Source organism: Pseudomonas sp. NPDC089534 (genome assembly GCF_044749305.1).
Lineage (GTDB): Bacteria > Pseudomonadota > Gammaproteobacteria > Pseudomonadales > Pseudomonadaceae > Aquipseudomonas > Aquipseudomonas ekonensis.
In genome coordinates this window covers 25,269-43,556 of sequence record NZ_JBIVHR010000053.1, presented here as the reverse complement: position 1 = coordinate 43,556, position 18,288 = coordinate 25,269, and the positions used below count along the sequence as shown (strand labels likewise).

At 64.7% G+C, this 18,288-nt stretch carries 20 protein-coding genes; all 20 read right to left on the bottom strand.

Annotation, left to right across the window (positions count from 1 at the left end; all coding sequences use genetic code 11):
- The coding region (fliP, locus tag ACIP0B_RS17285; RefSeq protein WP_400834094.1) for a flagellar type III secretion system pore protein FliP at positions 1 to 687 on the bottom strand (687 nt) is incomplete at its 3' end.
- On the bottom strand, positions 687 to 1,139 hold the full coding sequence (gene fliO / locus ACIP0B_RS17280; protein ID WP_400834091.1) for a flagellar biosynthetic protein FliO: 453 nt from the start codon (positions 1,137 to 1,139) through the stop codon (positions 687 to 689). The genes fliO and fliP, both read right to left, overlap by 1 nt.
- A complete protein-coding gene (fliN, locus tag ACIP0B_RS17275; RefSeq protein WP_085577802.1) occupies positions 1,140 to 1,598 on the bottom strand; it encodes a flagellar motor switch protein FliN in 459 nt (152 codons plus the stop codon).
- 57 nt (positions 1,599 to 1,655) lie between these two features.
- Positions 1,656 to 2,624: a flagellar motor switch protein FliM gene (gene fliM / locus ACIP0B_RS17270; protein ID WP_085577803.1), complete on the bottom strand. Its 969-nt coding sequence runs from the start codon at positions 2,622 to 2,624 to the stop codon at positions 1,656 to 1,658.
- Between the two features lie 9 nt (positions 2,625 to 2,633).
- Positions 2,634 to 3,137 (bottom strand): flagellar basal body-associated protein FliL, encoded by a 504-nt coding sequence (gene fliL / locus ACIP0B_RS17265; RefSeq protein ID WP_400834087.1) that lies wholly within the window; start codon positions 3,135 to 3,137, stop codon positions 2,634 to 2,636.
- 210 nt (positions 3,138 to 3,347) lie between these two features.
- Positions 3,348 to 4,718 (bottom strand): flagellar hook-length control protein FliK, encoded by a 1,371-nt coding sequence (locus ACIP0B_RS17260; RefSeq protein WP_400834084.1) that lies wholly within the window; start codon positions 4,716 to 4,718, stop codon positions 3,348 to 3,350.
- 105 nt (positions 4,719 to 4,823) lie between these two features.
- Entirely contained in the window at positions 4,824 to 5,171 is a 348-nt protein-coding gene (locus ACIP0B_RS17255; RefSeq protein ID WP_400834081.1) for an Hpt domain-containing protein, read from the bottom strand.
- Between the two features lie 30 nt (positions 5,172 to 5,201).
- Positions 5,202 to 6,905: a SpoIIE family protein phosphatase gene (locus ACIP0B_RS17250; RefSeq protein WP_400834078.1), complete on the bottom strand. Its 1,704-nt coding sequence runs from the start codon at positions 6,903 to 6,905 to the stop codon at positions 5,202 to 5,204.
- A 5-nt stretch (positions 6,906 to 6,910) separates the two neighbouring features.
- The gene (locus tag ACIP0B_RS17245) at positions 6,911 to 7,216 is read right to left on the bottom strand and encodes an STAS domain-containing protein (RefSeq protein WP_400834075.1); all 306 of its coding nucleotides are present in this window, start codon (positions 7,214 to 7,216) and stop codon (positions 6,911 to 6,913) included.
- Between the two features lie 101 nt (positions 7,217 to 7,317).
- A complete protein-coding gene (fliJ, locus tag ACIP0B_RS17240) occupies positions 7,318 to 7,767 on the bottom strand; it encodes a flagellar export protein FliJ (RefSeq protein WP_400834072.1) in 450 nt (149 codons plus the stop codon).
- 6 nt (positions 7,768 to 7,773) lie between these two features.
- Positions 7,774 to 9,132 carry a flagellar protein export ATPase FliI gene (fliI, locus tag ACIP0B_RS17235; RefSeq protein ID WP_400834069.1) on the bottom strand — a complete coding sequence of 453 codons (1,359 nt, stop codon included), beginning with the start codon at positions 9,130 to 9,132 and terminating at the stop codon, positions 7,774 to 7,776.
- On the bottom strand, positions 9,122 to 9,928 hold the full coding sequence (gene fliH / locus ACIP0B_RS17230) for a flagellar assembly protein FliH (RefSeq protein WP_400834066.1): 807 nt from the start codon (positions 9,926 to 9,928) through the stop codon (positions 9,122 to 9,124). The genes fliI and fliH overlap by 11 nt, the downstream gene beginning before the upstream one ends.
- Positions 9,929 to 9,932: 4 nt before the next feature.
- Positions 9,933 to 10,952, bottom strand: a complete 1,020-nt coding sequence (gene fliG, locus ACIP0B_RS17225; protein WP_400834063.1) for a flagellar motor switch protein FliG — start codon at positions 10,950 to 10,952, stop codon at positions 9,933 to 9,935.
- Positions 10,945 to 12,729, bottom strand: a complete 1,785-nt coding sequence (fliF, locus tag ACIP0B_RS17220; RefSeq protein ID WP_400834060.1) for a flagellar basal-body MS-ring/collar protein FliF — start codon at positions 12,727 to 12,729, stop codon at positions 10,945 to 10,947. Before fliF ends, fliG begins: the two co-directional genes overlap by 8 nt.
- 15 nt (positions 12,730 to 12,744) lie before the next feature.
- Positions 12,745 to 13,074 (bottom strand): flagellar hook-basal body complex protein FliE, encoded by a 330-nt coding sequence (fliE, locus tag ACIP0B_RS17215; protein WP_085577814.1) that lies wholly within the window; start codon positions 13,072 to 13,074, stop codon positions 12,745 to 12,747.
- Positions 13,075 to 13,203: 129 nt separating this feature from the next.
- Positions 13,204 to 14,595, bottom strand: a complete 1,392-nt coding sequence (locus tag ACIP0B_RS17210) for a sigma-54-dependent transcriptional regulator (protein WP_400834057.1) — start codon at positions 14,593 to 14,595, stop codon at positions 13,204 to 13,206.
- Positions 14,596 to 14,600: 5 nt separating this feature from the next.
- On the bottom strand, positions 14,601 to 15,794 hold the full coding sequence (locus ACIP0B_RS17205; protein ID WP_400834098.1) for a sensor histidine kinase: 1,194 nt from the start codon (positions 15,792 to 15,794) through the stop codon (positions 14,601 to 14,603).
- Positions 15,795 to 15,922: 128 nt separating this feature from the next.
- Entirely contained in the window at positions 15,923 to 17,398 is a 1,476-nt protein-coding gene (locus tag ACIP0B_RS17200; RefSeq protein ID WP_400834054.1) for a sigma-54 dependent transcriptional regulator, read from the bottom strand.
- A 173-nt stretch (positions 17,399 to 17,571) separates the two neighbouring features.
- Positions 17,572 to 17,868, bottom strand: a complete 297-nt coding sequence (locus ACIP0B_RS17195) for a flagellar protein FliT (RefSeq protein ID WP_085577889.1) — start codon at positions 17,866 to 17,868, stop codon at positions 17,572 to 17,574.
- 10 nt (positions 17,869 to 17,878) lie between these two features.
- Entirely contained in the window at positions 17,879 to 18,277 is a 399-nt protein-coding gene (gene fliS / locus ACIP0B_RS17190) for a flagellar export chaperone FliS (protein WP_400834051.1), read from the bottom strand.
- Between the last annotated feature and the right edge of the window lie 11 nt (positions 18,278 to 18,288).

Here is an 18,288-nt window from a genome sequence, read left to right as displayed (position 1 = left end):
CAGCATGATTTTGAACGGCAGGGAAATGATCAGCGGCGACAGCATCATCATACCCATCGCCATCAGCACGCTCGCGACCACCAGGTCAATGATCAGGAACGGGATGAAGATCATGAAGCCGATCTGGAACGCGGTCTTGAGCTCGGACGTCACGAAGGCCGGCACCAGGATCGTCAGCGGCGCCTGCTCCGGCGTCGCGATGTCGGTGCGCTTGGACAGGCGCATGAACAGCTCAAGGTCCGTGGAGCGGGTCTGGGCCAGCATGAAGTCCTTGATCGGCACCTGGGCCTTTTCCACCGCCTGCTGGGCCGTGAGCTTTTCCGCCAGGTAAGGCTGCAGCGCGTCGTTGTTCACCCGGTCGAACACCGGCGCCATGATGAACAAGGTCAGGAACAGCGCCATGCCGGTGAGGATCTGGTTCGACGGCGTCTGCTGCAGGCCCAGGGCCTGACGCAGGATCGAGAAGACGATGATGATCCGGGTGAAGCTGGTCATCAGGATGACGAACGCCGGAATGAAGCTCAGCGCCGTCATGATCAGCAGGATCTGCAGGCTGACCGAATACTCCTGCGCGCCCTCGGCGTTGGTGCCCAGCGTGATCGCCGGGATCGACAGCGGATCGGCGGCGAACGCCAGCGGCGCGGCCAGCATCAGGGCCAGGGTCAAGACGATGCGCAACGCACCCATTACTTCTTATCCTTCTGATCCTTGCCGAGCACCTTCAACAGATGCTGGGCAAACTCCGGAGTGGCCTTTTCGGCGGCGGCCGGCACGTCGACCGGCTCCTTGAGCACATGCAGCGCGGTGATGGTGCCGGGGCTCAGGCCGAGCAGGATCTGCTCGTTGCCGACCTGCACCAGCACCAGGCGGTCGCGGGGGCCGAGCGCGCGGGAGCCGATCAGCTCGATCACCTGGCCCTTGCCGGCGGGACCGGCCTGCTGCACCCGGCGCAGCAGCCAGGCGAGAAAGAAGATCAGGCCGAGCACCAGCAGCAGGCCGAGCACCAGTTGCGTCAGCTGACCGGCGACGCCGCCGCTGACCGCAGGCGCGGCCGCCGTGGCGGCAGTCGCCGCCGGCTCGACCGCCAGCGCCGCGACCGGCAACGCCATGCCCAACAAGAAACCGAGCGCCTTGTTCACTCAGCGCAGCTTCTTGATGCGTTCGCTTGGGCTGATCACGTCGGTCAGGCGGATGCCGAACTTTTCGTTGACCACCACCACCTCGCCGTGGGCGATCAGAGTGCCGTTGACCAGCACGTCCAGCGGCTCGCCGGCCAGACGGTCCAGCTCGATCACCGAGCCCTGGTTGAGCTGCAGCAGGTTGCGGATGTTGATGTCGGTGCTGCCCACTTCCATCGAGATCGACACCGGGATGTCGAGGATCACGTCCAGGTTCGGACCGTCCAGCGACACCGGCTCATTGTTCTTCGGGTGGCTGCCGAACTCTTCCATCGGCACACGGTTGGAGCTGGAGACGCCCGCATCGGCCGCCAGCAGCGCGTCGATGTCGGCCTGGCCGCCCTCGCCGGTCTCTTCCAGGGCCGCAGCCCACTCGTCGGCCAGCGCCTGGTCGTCCTGGGTGTTCATATCGTCGTTCATCATTTGTCCTCGGCGGGCAAAAAAACCGGTAAAAACCAAAAGGGGTGGAGGCGCGGCTCAGCGCCGCTCGATCGGCTCGATCACTTGCAACGCGAGGTTGCCCTTGTGCGAGCCCATCTTGACCTTGAAGGCCGGCACGCCGTTGGCGCGCATGATCATGTCTTCCGGCATCTCGACCGGGATCACATCACCCGGCTGCATGTGCAGGATGTCGCGCAGCTTCAGCTGGCGGCGGGCGACGGTGGCGCCGATCGGCACCGCCACGTCGAGCACGTCCTGGCGCAGGGCGTTGACCCAGCGCTCGTCCTGGTCGTCCAGGTCCGACTGGAAGCCGGCGTCGAGCATCTCGCGCACCGGTTCGATCATCGAGTACGGCATGGTCACGTGCAGGTCGCCGCCGCCGCCGTCGAGCTCGATGTGGAACGTGGACACCACGATGGCTTCGCTCGGGCCTACGATGTTGGCCATGGCCGGGTTCACTTCCGAGTTGATGTACTCGAAGTTGACTTCCATGATCGCCTGCCAGGCTTCCTTCAGGTCGACGAAGGCCTGCTCCAGCACCATGCGCACCACGCGCAGCTCGGTCGGGGTGAACTCACGCCCTTCGATCTTGGCGTGACGGCCGTCGCCGCCGAAGAAGTTGTCCACCAGCTTGAACACCAGCTTGGCGTCGAGGATGAACAGCGCGGTGCCGCGCAACGGTTTGATCTTGACCAGGTTGAGGCTGGTCGGCACGTACAGCGAGTGTACGTACTCGCCGAACTTCATCACCTGCACGCCGCCGACGGCGACGTCCGCCGAACGGCGCAGCATGTTGAACATGCTGATGCGGGTGTAGCGGGCGAAACGCTCGTTGATCATCTCCAGGGTCGGCATGCGTCCGCGGACGATGCGATCCTGGCTGGTCAGGTCGTAGCTTTTGACGCTGCCCGGCTCGGCGGCGTTATCGGTCTGTACCAGACCGTCGTCGACGCCATGCAACAGCGCGTCGATCTCATCCTGGGACAGCAGATCCTGCACGGCCATGTCGTGTTCCTACTGCAATACGAAATTAGTGAAAAGCAACTGTTCGATCACCACTTTGCCCAGTTCCTTCTGCGCCACTTCCTGCACGCTGGCGGTGGCCTTCTGACGCAGCATTTCCTGACCGACCGGCGTCGCCAGGGTGGCGAAGTCCTGACCGGAGAAGAGCATCACCAGGTTGTTGCGGATCACCGGCATGTGCACCTTGAGCGCGTCCAGGTCCGCCTGGTTGCGCGCCAGCATGGTGATGCTCACCTGCATGTAGCGCTGGCGGCCGTTCTGGTTGTAGTTGGCCACGAAGGCCGGCGCCATCGGCTCGAAGATCGCCGGCTGCTTGCCCACCGGGGCCGCTTCGGCCGTCGGTGCAGGCTTGCTCTGAGCGCTGTGCATGAAGTACCAGGTCGCGCCCACGGAGGCACCGATCGCCAGCAGCAATGCCACCACAATCAGGATGATCAGCTTGAGTTTGCCTTTGGTTGCGGGGTCTTTTACAGCTGCTGCTTCGCTCTTCGCCATGCCAATAATCCGTCATTAATCGGGTTTTCACAGTCGCACGGCAAGGCAAGAGCAAGTGTTATGCCAGAAGTGTCGGAGCGCAGGCCCGGACACGCCGCAAAACGAATGCGGGAGCCAGCCTGCTGGCGATGCCCCCCTCACCGTCAACCACGGGTTGACCGTCAGGACGCTATCGCCAGCAGGCTGGCTCCCACAAGGTATCGCGTTGCGTCAGGCGTAGTAGTCGACGGCGCTGGTGCCGATCACGCTGGTGGCCTGGGCAGCCGACTCAGCCGCCGCCACGGCCGCCAATTCTTCGTCTGTCGAGTCCAGGCGTCCGCCGGCTGCCTGGGCGCGACCGCCCTGCTGGCCTTGCTGTGCCTGTTCCTGACCCTGCCAGCCACGGTTCTGGTCGGAGACGTTGACGTCGACCTGCCCCATCCCCTGCTGGGTGAACATCTCGCGCAGACGGTGCATCTGGCCGTCCAGCGCCTCACGCACGCTCGGATGGGCGCTCATGAACGTCACCTGGGTCTGCTGGTCCGGCACCATGTTCACCCGGATGTCCAACCGCCCCAGTTCGGCCGGCTGCAGTTGGATGTCGGCCGCCTTGAGATTGGCGCTCGAGAGGTACATGACGCGGTTGACCACCTCTTCGGTCCAGCCGCTCTGGTGCATGGCGATCGGCTGGTTCACCGGCAGGGCATTGGCGGTTTTCGGTGTGGCCGCCTGCGTCAGCGCCGCCAGACGGTTGGCGAAATCATCGACGCGGGTATCGCTGCTGGCGGACTTGAGATCCTTGAGCCCCTCATCGAGCAGGCCGCTGAAGGCCTTTTCGCCGCCCTGGCTGGTGCTGTCCTTGTCCGCCTGCACATCGAGCATGTTGGCCATGCCGGCGGCGAAGTTCTGCGCCGCAGTCAATTCACCGTCGGCCTGAGCCTGTGCCGAGGTCGGCGCCGCTTTGGGCTGGGCCTGGCTGGAAGCGGAAATGTGGCCGCTCTGCTCCATCGCCAGGCGCACGGCCGGCAAGTTGTCGAGCGGATCGGCCTCCGGGTCGAAACCGCTGTCGGCCACCGGCGCCGGGGCCGGCGTCGGCAACGCCGCCACCGCCGGGGTTTCGGCCTTGACCGGTGCGGGCGTCTCCACCACGGGCGCAGGCTCGGCCGGCACGGTCACCGGCGGCTGCACCGCCTCGACCAAGGCCGGATCCAGCGCCGGATCCACCGGCGGCGCATCCGCCACAGGCGTCTGAGGGGTTTGCGTCGAATCGTCGTCGCTGGCGCTGCGCTCATCCGTCGAGCCGGAGGCCGGCTTGTCGGCGGGCAAGGGTTTGCCGCTATCGGCAACCGCAGGTTCGGGAGCGGCAGACTGATCCTTGCCGACGTCCTTTTTGCCGCCGCTGTCCGCGCCGCTGTCGCGCGCAGATTTCACCGGCGTAGCGGTGGCGACCGAAGGCTTTGCCGGCCCTTGGTCGGCAAACACCTGAGCGAAGCTGGAGGCCTTGTCCCCGGGCTCTGCGGCCACGGCCGAGCTTTTGGCAGAGGCGGCCTGCGCCTTGGCCTGGGCGGCAGCCTGAAGAAGAATGTTAGGGGTTGCAGGCATGATACGGTCTCCGCTGCACTGGGATCGTAGGTACAGTTGAGCGAGATGACTGCAAGTGCCGGGCCAGTTTCACGACCCACGGAACAAAAACGCCGGACGGCACGCTCAGTGAGTCAGCGAACGCTGTCGCTCGGCCTCGTAGACAGGCCGCACATCCGCGAACTCGCTGTTGATGTCGGCGACCAGCTTGATGATTTCGGACGGGCTTTTGTCCTTGGCGTGCAGCTCCAGCTCATGGCAAAGCTCGGCCAACCGGGTGGCCCCCATGTTGCTGCTGCTGCCCTTGAAGCTGTGGGCCACGAAAGACAGCACGTCGGCATCGACGGTCTTCTGCAGCTCCCGCAGCCGGTTTTCGGAGTCGGCCATGAAGGCATCCAGCAACTCCGGATAGTTGTCCTCCATGACTTCAGCCATCGCACTCAGTACGTCGCGATCCACATGTATGTCAGCCACTTGTTCACTCCCTGATCAAGAATGCGCGGATTATGCCAGAGCCTCCCAGGAAAACTCCACGCGGGCACTGCGGCCGTCGTCCGACCAATGGGCGCTGCGCGCCAACTGGCGGATCAGGCTGACCCCGCGTCCCGACAGACGGACATCCGCCGAAGGTCGCTCCATCACCCGCGCCACGTCGAAACCGTTGCCGCTGTCCTCGACCCGGATGACCAGGCTTCCGCCCCCACCCTTCGGCACCACCTGAAAATGCACCCGCACGTAACCGTCCCGCAAGGCGTCGAGACGGGCGTTGCGCTGCTCATAGTAACGCGCAAACCCGCTGGCATCGCACTTGAGGCTCGAATCGAGCCCCAGGACGCCGTGCTCCAGGGCATTGGAATACAACTCCGCAAGCACACTGTACAGCGCCCCGCTCTGCGCGCGCAGCCCGTGCACCTCCAGCAGCAGCTGCAGCAGGTACGGCAACGGATTGAAGCGCTTGAGGGTCGCCCCGCGGAACTCGAAGCCCACCGACCAGTCGAGCGGGCAGGACTGGCCGCTGTCGGAGTACACCGGCACCGGCACGTTGACCTGGGCAGCCTCCAGCAGGCTGACTTCGACCATGCTGACATCGTCCCGGGCCTCGCCGCGAAACGCCTTGAGCGCCAGCTCGATGTCATCGAAGAGCCGGTCGGGCTCACGGTTGGCCGCGAACACCTGCTGCAGGCGCTCGACGCCGAACAACTGGTCATTGGCGTCGCACGTGTCGATCACCCCGTCGGAGAGCAGGAACACCCGGTCCCCGACCGCCATCGGCAGCACCTCGGTGCGGTCGTCGAAGGCCTGCGGGCTGAGCACCCCCAACGGCAGGTGGTGCGCCGCCAGCGGTGTGCGCTCACCGGTGGCGATGCGGTGCAGGTAGCCGTCGGGCAAGCCGCCGTTCCAGTACTCCACCGAGCGGCGCTGCGCACTCAGGCACAGCAGGGTCGCGCAGCAGAACATGTCCACCGGCAGGATGCGCTTGAGCTTGGCGTTCATCTCGCGCAGGGTCTCGGCCAGCCCGTAGCCCTTGGCGGTCATGCCGTAAAACACCTCGGCCAGCGGCATGGCCCCGACGGCGGCGGGCAAGCCATGCCCGGTGAAGTCGCCGAGCAGCACATGCATGTCGCCGGCGGGGGTATACGCCGCCAGCAACAGGTCGCCGTTGAACAGGGCATAAGGCGATTGCAGGTAACGGATGTTCGGCGCGCTCAGGCAGCCGGAATGGGCGACCTTGTCGAAAACCGCCTTGGCGACCCGCTGCTCGTTGATCAGGTAATCGTGGTGCCGGGCAATGAGGTCACGCTGCTCCAGCACCGTGGCCTGCAGGCGTCGCAGGCGATCCATCGCCTTGATTTTGGCGGCAAGGATCACCGGACTGTACGGCTTCGCCAGAAAATCGTCGCCACCGGCATCCAGGCAACGCGCCAGCGCCTCGCTTTCGGTGAGCGACGTCAGAAAGATGATCGGCACCAGGGTTTCCCCCGCCAGCGCCTTGATCCGGCGCGCCGCCTCGAAGCCGTCCATCACCGGCATCATCGCGTCCATCAGCACCAGCTGCGGCTGCTCGCGACGGAACACCTCCAGCGCTTCCTCACCGTTGTCGGCGGTCAGCACCTCATGGCCCTGACGGCGGACGATGGTCGACAGCAGCAAGCGGTCGGCGGTGCTGTCCTCGGCGATCAGGATGGTCAGCGGCTCCTGCAACTGCATGGCCGTCAAGCGATGTAGAACAGCTTGTCGAAATTGGAAATGGCGAGGATCTTTCGCACATCCGAGCTGCTGTTGATCACCCGCACGTCGGAATGGTCGCCGCCGGCATGGTCACGCAGCAGGAGCAGCATGCCCAACGCCGAACTGTCGAGGTAGGTGGCCTCCTTGAGGTCCACCACAATGGAGTCGGGTTTCTTGCTGAGCCGCTCATAGGACTCGCGAAATTCCTGATGGCGACCGAAATCGAACCGACCCTTGATCGAAATCGTCAGTTTTTGCCCATCGGGAGAGACTTCTGTAACGACTGACATGCGCTGGCTTCCTTGTCATTGACGAACCTGTACAAGGTTTAGCACTTGGCGGAGACGGCGGCAAGGCATGATGCCGCCGGCCGCTGTCAGCGATCGCCCCGTCAGTAGGCCTCGTGCCTCGGCAAACGCTGGGACAGTTCGTCCAGCAGCTTCTGCTCGCGCTTGTCTTCGGCCCGCTGCGCTTCGTCGCGGTAGCGCTGTACAAGTTTGCGCAGGCCCTCGACCCGTGCGAACGCCTCTTGCCAGGTTTCGCGGGCCTTGTTCAGGTTGTTCTGGTGCCAGTTCAGGCTTTGGCGCTGCTGGTCGACCGCCGTGTCGAGCTGGGCCAGAAAGCCCTGAAAGCCCAGCAGCCACTGCCCGGTCACGCCGGTGCTGCCCCTGACGATCCACTGCTCGGAATAGTCCAGGCGAAACGCCTGAAGGTCGGCGAGCTTGCTTTCGGCGACCTTGACCTGCCCCTGAAAGTAGCCCAGACGCTGCACGGCGGTCTTCTCGGCCTTCTCGGCCATGTCCACCACCGGCGCCAGGCGCGCGGCTCGACTCAGGGCCATGACCGGTTACCCGCCGGCCGCCGGAGCGAACAGGGTTTCGAGGTAGGCTTCGCTTTCGCCCAGGCTGATGCTGTCGTTCAGGCCCTGGCGCAGGTACCTGACCATTTGCGGCTGCAGCGAAATCGCCAGGTCGGTCTCGCGGTCACCGCCGGCCACGTAGGCGCCGACGCTGATCAGGTCGCGGCTCTGCTGATAGCGCGACCACAACTGCTTGAAGTACTGCGCACGGCTCATGTGCTCCGGCGAGACCACCGCCGGCATCACCCGGCTGATCGAGGCTTCGATGTCGATGGCCGGGTAATGGCCCTCCTCGGCCAGGCGCCGGGACAGCACGATATGCCCGTCCAGCACGCCCCGCGCCGAGTCGGCGATCGGATCCTGCTGATCGTCGCCCTCGGACAGCACGGTGTAGAAGGCCGTGATCGAACCGCCGCCCTTCTCCGCGTTGCCGGCGCGCTCCACCAGTTTCGGCAGCTTGGCGAACACCGACGGCGGATAACCCTTGGTCGCCGGCGGCTCGCCGATGGCCAGGGCGATTTCCCGCTGGGCCTGGGCGAAACGGGTCAGCGAGTCCATCAGCAGCAGGACGTTCTTGCCCTTGTCGCGGAAATACTCGGCGATGCGCGTGCAATACATGGCGGCGCGCATGCGCATCAGCGGCGCATCGTCCGCCGGCGAAGCCACCACCACGGAACGCTTGAGGCCTTCTTCGCCGAGGATATGCTCGATGAACTCCTTCACCTCGCGGCCCCGCTCGCCGATCAGGCCGACGACGATGATGTCCGCCTCGGTGAAGCGGGTCATCATGCCCAGCAGCACCGACTTACCGACGCCGGTGCCGGCGAACAGGCCGAGGCGCTGGCCGCGGCCCACCGTCAGCATCCCGTTGATGCAGCGGATGCCCACGTCCAGCGGCACGCTGATCGGATCGCGGTTGAGCGGGTTGATCGTCGGGCCGTCCATCGGCACCCAGTCTTCGGCCTTCATGCCGCCCTTGCCGTCCAGCGCACGGCCGGCGCCGTCCAGCACCCGGCCGAGCATGCTCATGCCCATCGGCAGACGGCCGGTATCGGCCAGCGGCACCACGCGGGCGCCCGGGGCAATGCCGGCCACGCTGCCGACCGGCATCAGAAAGACCTTGCCGCCGGAAAAGCCCATGACTTCGGCTTCGACCTGGGACGGATGGTAGGTGTCGTCGTTGATCACCATGCAGCGGGTACCCATGGCGGCCCGCAGCCCCTCGGCTTCGAGGGTGAGGCCGACCATGCGCAGCAGGCGGCCTTCGAGGATCGGCGCACCGGCGAGCTCGGTGGCCTCGGCGTAGGTGCTCAGGCGCTTGGCGAAACTGGTGCGTTCAAGGCGCATCGGGAGCGTCCGCAGGCGACCCGTCGACGGCAGGCGCCGGTTTTGCGGCCTCCGGCAGATCCAGGCTCAGATCCGGCGCGGCCGGGTGCAGGGCCTGCTCGTGCAGTTGGTCGAACAGCTTGTCCATGACCTGGGCGATGCGGGTCTCGATGCTCGCGTCGATGCGGCTGTGATCGGTCTCGACCCGGCAGCCGCCCGGCAGCAGGGCCTCGTCCTCGACGATGCGCCAGGTTTCCTCGTGGCGCTCGCGCAGGGCCTTGACCTGGGCGAAGTCCTGCGGATTGACGTACAGCCGCACATTGCCGACGCCCAACGGCAGCAGCTTGAGGGCGTCGCGCATGACATGCTCGATCTGCGTCGAGTCGATGGCCAGCTCGCGCTGAATCACCTGTTTGGCGATGTGCCGCACGAGGTCGACCAGGGACCTTTCGATCTGGGTGTCCTGCTCGGCGATCGGCTCGAACAGGTGACCCATCAGTTGCTCGAGGTTCGCGACCTTCGCCGCCAGCACCACCTCGGCCTCCTGACGCACCTTGAGGGTCGTGCTGTGGAAGCCTTCCTTCTCGCCGATGGCGAAGCCCTCGTTGTAAGCCTCCTGGCGGATGCTTTCGAGTTCTTCCAGGGTCAGCGGCTGGACTTCCTCCAGCGGCACTTCCTCGATTTCCGGCGGTTCGGGCTCCGGCTCAGGCTCCGGTTCCGGCGGCGGCGGATCGAAGCTGGGCAGCGCCCAGGTATCGAAACCGCGGACATCCCGGGCGCGGATCAGATCCGTCACGTCGTCGTCATGCTTGTCCATGGGCTTAGATCATTTCCTCGCCGCCCTTGCCGCCGAGCACGATCTCTCCGGCTTCGGCCATGCGGCGGGCGATGGTGAGGATTTCCTTCTGCGCGGTCTCCACGTCGCTGACGCGCACCGGGCCCTTGGCCTCGAGGTCGTCGCGCAGCAGTTCGGCGGCACGCTTGGACATGTTCTTGAAGATCTTTTCCTTGACGCTTTCGTCCGAGCCCTTGAGGGCCAGCACCAGCACGTCGGAAGACACTTCGCGCAGCAGCGCCTGGATGCCGCGGTCGTCGACGTCGGCCAGGTTGTTGAACACGAACATGAGGTCTTCGATCTGCGTGGACAGGTCATCGTCGACCTCGCGGATCGAATCCATGAGTTGACCTTCGATCGAGCTGTCGAGGAAGTTCATGATGTCCGCCGCGCGCTTGATGCCGCCCAAGGTGGTGCGCGAAGCGTTGGAGTTGCCGGAGAACTGCTTCTCCAGGATCTGGTTCAGTTCCTTCAGCGCCGCCGGCTGCACGGTGTTCAGCGACGAGACGCGCAGGATGATGTCCAGGCGCACCTTGTGATCGAAGTTGCCCAGCACTTCACCGGCCTGATCCGGATCGAGGTACGCCACCACGATCGCCTGGATCTGCGGGTGCTCGTAGCGGATCACGTCGGCGACGGCGCGCGGTTCCATCCACTTCAGGCTGTCCAGGCCGCTGGTGTTGCCGCCCAGCAGGATGCGGTCGATCAGGCCGTTGGCCTTGTCCTCGCCCAGCGCCTGGGTGAGCATCTTGCGCACGTAGTCGTCGGAGCCGACGCCCAGGCTGGTCTGGTCGCCGACGATGTCGACGAACTCGCTCATCACCTGCTCGACCTGCTCGCGGTGGACGTTGCCCATCTGGGCCATGGCCACACCCACCCGCTGGACCTCTTTGGGGCCCATGTGGCGCAGCACTTGTGCAGCATCGGTCGACCCGAGGGACAGCAGCAGGATCGCGGCTTTATCGACCCGGGACAGTTTGGCGACGGCGGCTCGGTTATCACTCATCTGCGTTAATCCACTCTTTCACGACCTGGGCCACACGGCCCGGGTCTTCTGCCACCAGACTCTTGATTGCGTTCAACTGTGCGTCATAGCCTTCGCTCGGGCTCGGCAGCAGGATGCTCTGCGGACCGCCGAGGCTCACGCGGTCGTTGGCCAGTTCGCCGTCCAGACCGCCCATGCCGCCCAGCTCCACGTCGCCCAGCGCCGCCAGCTCTTTGCTCTTGCCGCCGCCGGTGATGTTGTTGAGCACCGGACGCAGCACACCGAACACCAGCACCAGGATGAACAGCACGCCCAGCACTTGCTTGACGATGTCCCAGAACCACGGCTGCGAGTAGAACGGAATGTCGGCGATCACTTCGCCGCGCTCGGCGGAGAACGGCATGTTGATCACGCTGACGCTGTCGCCGCGGCTGGCGTCGAAGCCGACGGCGTCCTGCACCAGGCGGGTGAAGCGCGCCAATTCGTCGGCGCTCCACGGCGCACGGGTGGTTTCGCCGTTGGCCGGGTTGACCTTGACCTGATCGTCCACCACCACCGACACCGACAGACGGTTCAGGCGGCCCTGCTGCTGCTTGGTGTGGCTGATGGAACGGTCGAGCTCGAAGTTCTTGGTAGATTGCTGACGCTTGTCCGCCGGGTACGGCGCGAGCATCGGCTGGCCGGTGGCCGGATCCATGATCTGCTGGCCGTTGGCGTCAACCAATGGCTGGCCCGGCTGCACCATGCCGGCGGCCGCTTGGGCGCCACCGGTGGTCTGCGGCGCCGACGCCGGCGACGGCGGCTGGTTGCTCAGGGCACCCGGCACGCCTTGCGGGCCGTTGCTGGCGGTGCGCTGTTCGTTGACCGACTGCTCGCTGCGCAGCGCCGGCTGATCCGGGTTGAACTGCTCGGCGGTGGACTCGACGGCGCTGAAATCGATGTCGGCCGACACCTCGGCCTTGTAGCGGTCGTTGCCCAGCACCGGCTGCAGGATGTTGTGCACCCGCTGGGTGAGCATGCTTTCCATGCGACGGCTGTAGTCGAACTGCTTGCCGGCCATGGTCATTTCGGAATTTTCCGCCTGGTCCGACAGCAGGTTGCCCTTCTGGTCGACGACGGTGATCTGCGACTTGCTCAGCTCGGGAACGGAGGTCGCCACCAGATTGACGATGGCCACCACCTGGCCAGGCTCCAGCGAGCGGCCGGAGTACAGCTCGACCAGCACCGAGGCGCTCGGCTTGCGGTCGTCGCGCACGAACACGGAGCTTTTCGGGATCGCCAGGTGAACACGTGCGCCCTTGACGTTGTTCAGGCTGGAGATGGTGCGCGCCAGTTCGCCTTCCAGGCCGCGACGGTAACGGGTCGCCTCCATGAACTGGCTGGTGCCCAGGCCCTGCTCCTTGTCGAGGATCTCGAAGCCGATGTTGCCGTCGCTGGGAGTGACACCAGCGGCCGCGAGCTTGAGCCGCGCACGGGACAGGTCATCGGCCTTGACCAGCAAGGCGCCGGAGTTCGGTTCGACGGTGTAGGGAATGTCGGCGGAGGCCAGGGTGTCCATGACCTGCTTGGCGTCCATGCCGGCGAGGCTGCCGTACAGCGGCCGGTAGTCCGGCTGCTGCGACCACAGCACCACGGCAAAGCCGATCGCCACGCTCGCGGCCAGGCCGACCAGCAGGCCGACCTGACGCAGCATGGTCATCTGGGAGAGGTTTTCCAGGAAGGACAGGCCGAACAGCGGCGGTTTGCCGTCTATCGGGGTGGCCTTGGCCGGAACGTTATCGGCGACTGCTTCTGCCATGACTCAATCTCGTCCTTAAACCGGCATCTGCATGATGTCTTGATAGGCCTGAACCAGCTTGTTGCGCACCTGGGTCAGAGCCTGGAACGACACGCTGGCTTTCTGCGAGGCAATCATCACGTCCGTCAGGTCGACGCCGCTCTTGCCGATCTCGAACGCATTGGCCAGCTGGGTCGAGGCCTGCTGGGTGTCGCTCACTTTATTGATGGCCTGACCGAGCATGTCGGAAAAGCTGCTGCCCGCCATTTCAGGGACGGCGGCAGTCGATTTCGGCGCAGACATGGCGTCCATCTGCATGGCGCGCATATCCAGCATCAACCGATTAAATTCAATACCTTGGCTCATGGTCTACTCTCTTGGGCGGCCCGCAATTTTTTGACGCTCACTCGGCGGGTACACAGGTATTAGCAACAAGGGTGCCAGCTCACGGGCACCCTCTTCAGAAAACCTTCCTTCAAACGTTTGCGCGACCGCTCACGTGGCGAACAGGTACCTTTCGACATCCATGCCCGCATCGCGCATCTGCGCCAGCTTGTAGCGCAGGGTACGGGGACTGATGCCCAGCTTTTCAGCCGCCTCCTTGCGTCGGCCGCGTTCGGCGCGCAGGGTGTCGATGATCATCTGGAACTCGTGGCGGCGCAGGTCGTCCCCCAGGGCGCCGGCCGAATCCGCCTCGATCTCGACCTCACGCACGACCGGCGCCGCCACCGCGACCGCCGGCGGCGCAGCGAACGTCACAGGCCCGGCCAGGCAGAAATCCTGGGGCTGGATCAGGCCGCCCTGCTGCAGAATCAGCGCACGCTGGATCGCGTTGTCCAGCTCGCGCACATTGCCCGGCCACGGATAACCGACCAGGCACGCCCTCGCCTCAGCCGAAAGCTTCGCCATGGCGTGTTTCATTTTATTGACGTGCTTGGCCAGAAGACGCTCGGCCAGCGGCAGGATATCGGCGGTGCGCTCGCGAAGCGGACGCCACGCCAACGGGAACACCGACAGGCGGTAATAGAGATCCTCACGGAAACGCCCCGCCGCCACTTCCCCCGCCAGATCGCGGTTGGTGGTCGCCACCACGCGGATATCGAGGCTGATCGGCTTGCGCGCCCCGACCCGCTCCACTTCCCGCTCCTGCAGCACCCGCAGCAGCTTGGCCTGCAGGCCCAGCGGCATCTCGGAAATCTCGTCGAGGAGGATGGTGCCGCCGTCGGCCTGCTCGAACTTGCCGGCCTGTGCCGCGATGGCGCCGGTGAACGACCCCTTCTCGTGGCCGAACAGCGTGGCTTCCAGCATGTTGTCGGGAATGGCCGCGCAGTTGATCGCAATGAACGGTTGGCGGGCGCGGTGCGACTGCTGGTGAATGTAACGCGCCAGCACTTCCTTGCCGGTGCCGGACTCACCGGAAATCAATACCGTGGAGTCGCTGCGCGCGACCCGCGCCGCCAGCTCCAGCAACTGCGCGCTGGCCGGCTCGACCGCCACCGGCCCCTCGCCCTCCGAAGCCTCCAGCGCACCCAGGGCATGCCGCGCCACCAGCGCCAGCAAAGCGGCGGGCTCGAAAGGCTTGACCAGGTAATCCGCCGCGCCCTGGCGCATCGCATCCACGGCACGCTCGACCGCGCCGTGCGCCGTCATCAGCAGCACCGGCAGTTGCGGCTGACGGGCACGCAACAGACTCAGCAACTGATGGCCGTCCATGCCCGGCATGTTGACGTCGCTGACCACCAGGCTGAACGATTCCCGCTCGACGGCCTTCAACGCCTCTTCGGCCGAGCCCACCGCATGGTGGTCATGCCCGGCGAGCAGCAATGTGTCGGCCAGCGCTTCGCGCAACGAACGGTCATCCTCGACCAGCAAAACCTTGATGCCCATGTCCTTCACTCAGCTCCCTGTCCTGCGGAAAACAACGGCAGGATCACCTGCGCACACGTGCCGCGCCCGATGCGCGAACGCAGCCGCAATTCTCCCTGATGCGCACGGGCAACCGCCTTGACCACTGTCAGCCCCAGACCGGTGCCGGTGACCTTGGTGGTGAAGAACGGCTCGCCCAACCGTGCCAGCACCGTCGGCTCAATGCCGCTGCCGCTGTCGCTGACGCACAGGCGCAAGGTGTTGTCGCGGGTGTAGCAGTGCACTTTCAGGCGCACATCGCCGCCGCTGGCCTGAATGGCGTTTTCGATCAGATTGAGGATGGCGCCGACCAGGGTGTCGCGGTTGCACAGCAACTCGCCGGCATGACTGTCGCACTGCCAGCGAATCGGCAGATCCTGCACATGGGTCAGCGCCGCCGCCTGCAACGACTGCATCAGTGCACTGGGCGTGACGCGATCGGTCAGCGGCAGCTCGCCGCGGGCGAACACCAGCATGTCGCGCACCTGATGCTCCAGCTCATGCAAACGCTCCTTCAGACGCCCGGCAAATCGCTGCTGGGTGGCGACCGGCAATTCCTGCTCGGCCAGATGGCTGGCGTAGAGCAAGGCGGCGGACAACGGCGTGCGGATCTGATGGGCCAGCGACGCCACCATGCGCCCCAGCGAGGACAACCGCTCGTGGCGCGCCAGCTGATCCTGCAGGTGACGGGTTTCGGTCAGGTCGTTGAGCAGCACCAACTGCCCCGGCTCGGCATCCAGCGACCGGGTGGCGATCGACACGCGCCGACCGTTCTTCAGGGACACTTCGTGGCCATCGTCTTCACGCGGCGCAAAGCAGCGGGCAATGACATGACGCCACAGCTCGCCCTCCAGCGGCAGCCCGAGCAGTTCGGTGGCCGCCGGGTTGGCTTCACGTACGATGCCGTGGCCATCGATGACGATCACGCCGCCGGGCAACAGGTCGAGGAGGTTCTGCAGGCGGTTGGCCAGGCGTTCCTTTTCCGCCAGCTCCTGCATGCGCTGGGCGCTGACCACCGCCAGCTCGCCCTTGAGCTCGGTGACCCGCGCCTCCAGCATGCTGTAGGAATCGGTCAGCTGGCTCGACATCTGATTGAACAGCGCGAACGCCTGCTCAAGCCCCTGCCGGCTCGCCTGCTCTACGGACGACGGTTGCCCCGGAGCGTCGGGGACAGAAGACATCTGGGCGGCTTGGGGCATCGTGCTCTCTCGCATGGCTGACCGTCAGTTAAACGGAACGTTGCGAGGGATGTAGCAATACCCGTGCCTAAAAAAAACAGCTTATGAATGAAGCACTTGGAAAACAGGCGTCAATCATCCGCCTGTTCGTCACCGTCACGCCGGCTCATGCCGTACTTGCGCATCTTCTCCACCAGCGTCGTGCGACGGATGCGCAGGCGCTCGGCGGCACGGGCCACGATGCCGTTGGCGTCGTCCAGCGCCTGCTGGATCAGGCCCTGCTCCAGGCTACCGAGGTAGTCCTTCAGGTCCAGGCCTTCCGGCGGCAACATGGCGTTGGCGGTGAAGTCCGGCGTGTGGCCGTTGATCGCGACGCGCTCTTCCAGGTCGCTGCGCAGGCTGTCGACCATCTGCTCGTCTTCGTCATCGACGTAGCGGAATTTCTTCGGCAGCTCGGCCACACCGATCACCCCGTACGGATGCATGATCGCCATGCGCTCCACCAGGTTGGCCAGTTCGCGGACGTTGCCCGGCCAGCCGTGACGGCACAGCGACATGATCGCCGCCGAGTTGAAACGGATCGAACCGCGCTTTTCGTGCTCCATGCGCGAGATCAGCTCGTTCATCAGCAACGGGATGTCTTCGACGCGCTCGCGCAGCGGCGCCATCTCGATCGGGAACACGTTCAGGCGATAGTAGAGGTCTTCGCGGAAGGTGCCGATCTCGATCATGCTCTCGAGGTTCTTGTGGGTCGCGGCGATGATGCGCACGTCGATGCTCTGGGTCTTGTTGCTGCCCACCCGCTCGAAGGTGCGCTCCTGCAATACGCGCAGCAGCTTGACCTGCATCGGCAACGGCATGTCGCCGATCTCGTCGAGGAACAGCGTACCGCCGTTGGCCAGCTCGAAGCGGCCGGCACGACTGGTGATCGCACCGGTGAAGGCGCCCTTCTCGTGGCCGAACAGTTCGCTTTCCAGCAGCTCGGCCGGAATCGCCCCGCAGTTGACCGGCACGAACGGCGCATCGCGGCGCTTGGAATGGTAATGCAGGTTGCGCGCGACCACTTCCTTGCCGGTGCCGGACTCGCCGAGGATCAGCACGCTGGCGTCGGTGTCGGCCACCTGCTGCATCATCTGGCGCACATGCTGGATCGCCCGGCTGGTGCCGACGAGGCTGCGGAACAGGTTGGGCTCGCGGTGACGGCCGCGTTCGCGGGCCTGGTCGTACATCTCGCGGTAGACCTGGGCACGGTGCAGGGAATCGAGCAGCTTGCTGTAGCTGGGCGGCATCTCAAGGGTCGACAGCACCCGGCGGCGCTGGTCTTCCGGCAGGTCGACGGAAGAATTTTCACCCATCAGCAACACCGGAAGGAACTCATCCCAGGTCGAGAGTGTCTTTAACAAGCCCATCAGCGCACCCGGAGCATTGACCGTCCCGATCAGCACGCAAATGACTTCACGACTGGATGACAAAGAGCCGACAGCCTGCTGCCAGTCATGGCTGCCGCAGGGTAAATTTTCTTCGCCGAGAAAATTCAAGATCACCGCCAGGTCGCGGCGGCGGACGCTATCGTCATCGATCAGCAGAATTTTGGTTTCACGCCACATGCAATAGCAACTTCCCTAGTCAACTCAATGCCCGAAATGAGTGGGCAAGCGCGACGCTTGCAGGACACCGTGTGCCCGTAGACGTCCGAAATCTGAAAACAGCCACTAGTTAAGTCAAAAAACCGTGCACAGTCAAATTTATGGCGCACACATCTGGATTAACTGAGGGTTAATTAACCAAACAGATGGTAAACCTTTGCCGCGTTCTTGGCTTGGTTGATCTGCGTCATCTCGTCGACTATAGCCTGACGCTCCCCCATCGCCACCTCCAGCAGATCCTTGTACACGTGCAGCAATTGCTCAAGGTTGCTGCGCAACTCTTCCTCGTCCAGCGACGCTTCGCTCAAGACATCTTCCATGCAGGAACGGCAATCGAGATCCAGTTGCCCGATGGCCTCCCAATTGCGCTCGGCCAGCGCACTGACGAGCGCCATGCGGGTATCTTCGATTCGCTGCAACACAGGGCTCATGATGGCCTCCTCAGGGCTGCGCACCGGGCGCAGGCGCAATGGCGTCCCAGCCTTCCTTGACGGTGGTCAGCAGGCCTGACACCTCATCCAGGATGCGCGGATCGCTGCTGATGTTCGCCTCGGCGAGACGCTTCATCATGTAGATGTAAAGACCGTCCAGGTCGGCCAGCGCCTCGGCGCTGTTCTCAAGGTCCAGGCCTTCGCGCAGGCCGCTGACGATGCCGATCGCCTTGCTGATCGCCGTGCACTTGGCCGGGATGTCCTTGCGCTCGATGGCGCCCTTGGCCTGGGCGATGCGCGACAGGCCACCTTCCATCAGCATCTGCACCAGACGGTGCGGGCTGGCTTCGGAAGTCTGGGCGTGGGAGCCGACCTTCTGGTACTGCCGAAGGGCTAACATCGGATTCATGTTCTACCTCA

What these genes read in the sequence shown, in the direction of transcription:
- fliG (WP_400834063.1), bottom strand. Translation starts at nt 10,952, where the DNA reads ATGAGTGATAACCGAGCCGCCGTCGCCAAACTGTCCCGGGTCGATAAA.
- fliM (WP_085577803.1), bottom strand. Translation starts at nt 2,624, where the DNA reads ATGGCCGTGCAGGATCTGCTGTCCCAGGATGAGATCGACGCGCTGTTG.
- fliJ (WP_400834072.1), bottom strand. Translation starts at nt 7,767, where the DNA reads ATGGCCCTGAGTCGAGCCGCGCGCCTGGCGCCGGTGGTGGACATGGCC.
- ACIP0B_RS17250 (WP_400834078.1), bottom strand. Translation starts at nt 6,905, where the DNA reads ATGCAGTTGCAGGAGCCGCTGACCATCCTGATCGCCGAGGACAGCACC.
- ACIP0B_RS17195 (WP_085577889.1), bottom strand. Translation starts at nt 17,868, where the DNA reads ATGAGCCCTGTGTTGCAGCGAATCGAAGATACCCGCATGGCGCTCGTC.
- fliN (WP_085577802.1), bottom strand. Translation starts at nt 1,598, where the DNA reads ATGAACGACGATATGAACACCCAGGACGACCAGGCGCTGGCCGACGAG.
- ACIP0B_RS17245 (WP_400834075.1), bottom strand. Translation starts at nt 7,216, where the DNA reads ATGTCAGTCGTTACAGAAGTCTCTCCCGATGGGCAAAAACTGACGATT.
- fliI (WP_400834069.1), bottom strand. Translation starts at nt 9,132, where the DNA reads ATGCGCCTTGAACGCACCAGTTTCGCCAAGCGCCTGAGCACCTACGCC.
- ACIP0B_RS17200 (WP_400834054.1), bottom strand. Translation starts at nt 17,398, where the DNA reads ATGTGGCGTGAAACCAAAATTCTGCTGATCGATGACGATAGCGTCCGC.
- fliH (WP_400834066.1), bottom strand. Translation starts at nt 9,928, where the DNA reads ATGGACAAGCATGACGACGACGTGACGGATCTGATCCGCGCCCGGGAT.
- fliF (WP_400834060.1), bottom strand. Translation starts at nt 12,729, where the DNA reads ATGGCAGAAGCAGTCGCCGATAACGTTCCGGCCAAGGCCACCCCGATA.
- ACIP0B_RS17260 (WP_400834084.1), bottom strand. Translation starts at nt 4,718, where the DNA reads ATGCCTGCAACCCCTAACATTCTTCTTCAGGCTGCCGCCCAGGCCAAG.
- ACIP0B_RS17210 (WP_400834057.1), bottom strand. Translation starts at nt 14,595, where the DNA reads ATGGGCATCAAGGTTTTGCTGGTCGAGGATGACCGTTCGTTGCGCGAA.
- ACIP0B_RS17205 (WP_400834098.1), bottom strand. Translation starts at nt 15,794, where the DNA reads ATGTCTTCTGTCCCCGACGCTCCGGGGCAACCGTCGTCCGTAGAGCAG.
- fliL (WP_400834087.1), bottom strand. Translation starts at nt 3,137, where the DNA reads ATGGCGAAGAGCGAAGCAGCAGCTGTAAAAGACCCCGCAACCAAAGGC.
- fliE (WP_085577814.1), bottom strand. Translation starts at nt 13,074, where the DNA reads ATGAGCCAAGGTATTGAATTTAATCGGTTGATGCTGGATATGCGCGCC.
- fliS (WP_400834051.1), bottom strand. Translation starts at nt 18,277, where the DNA reads ATGAATCCGATGTTAGCCCTTCGGCAGTACCAGAAGGTCGGCTCCCAC.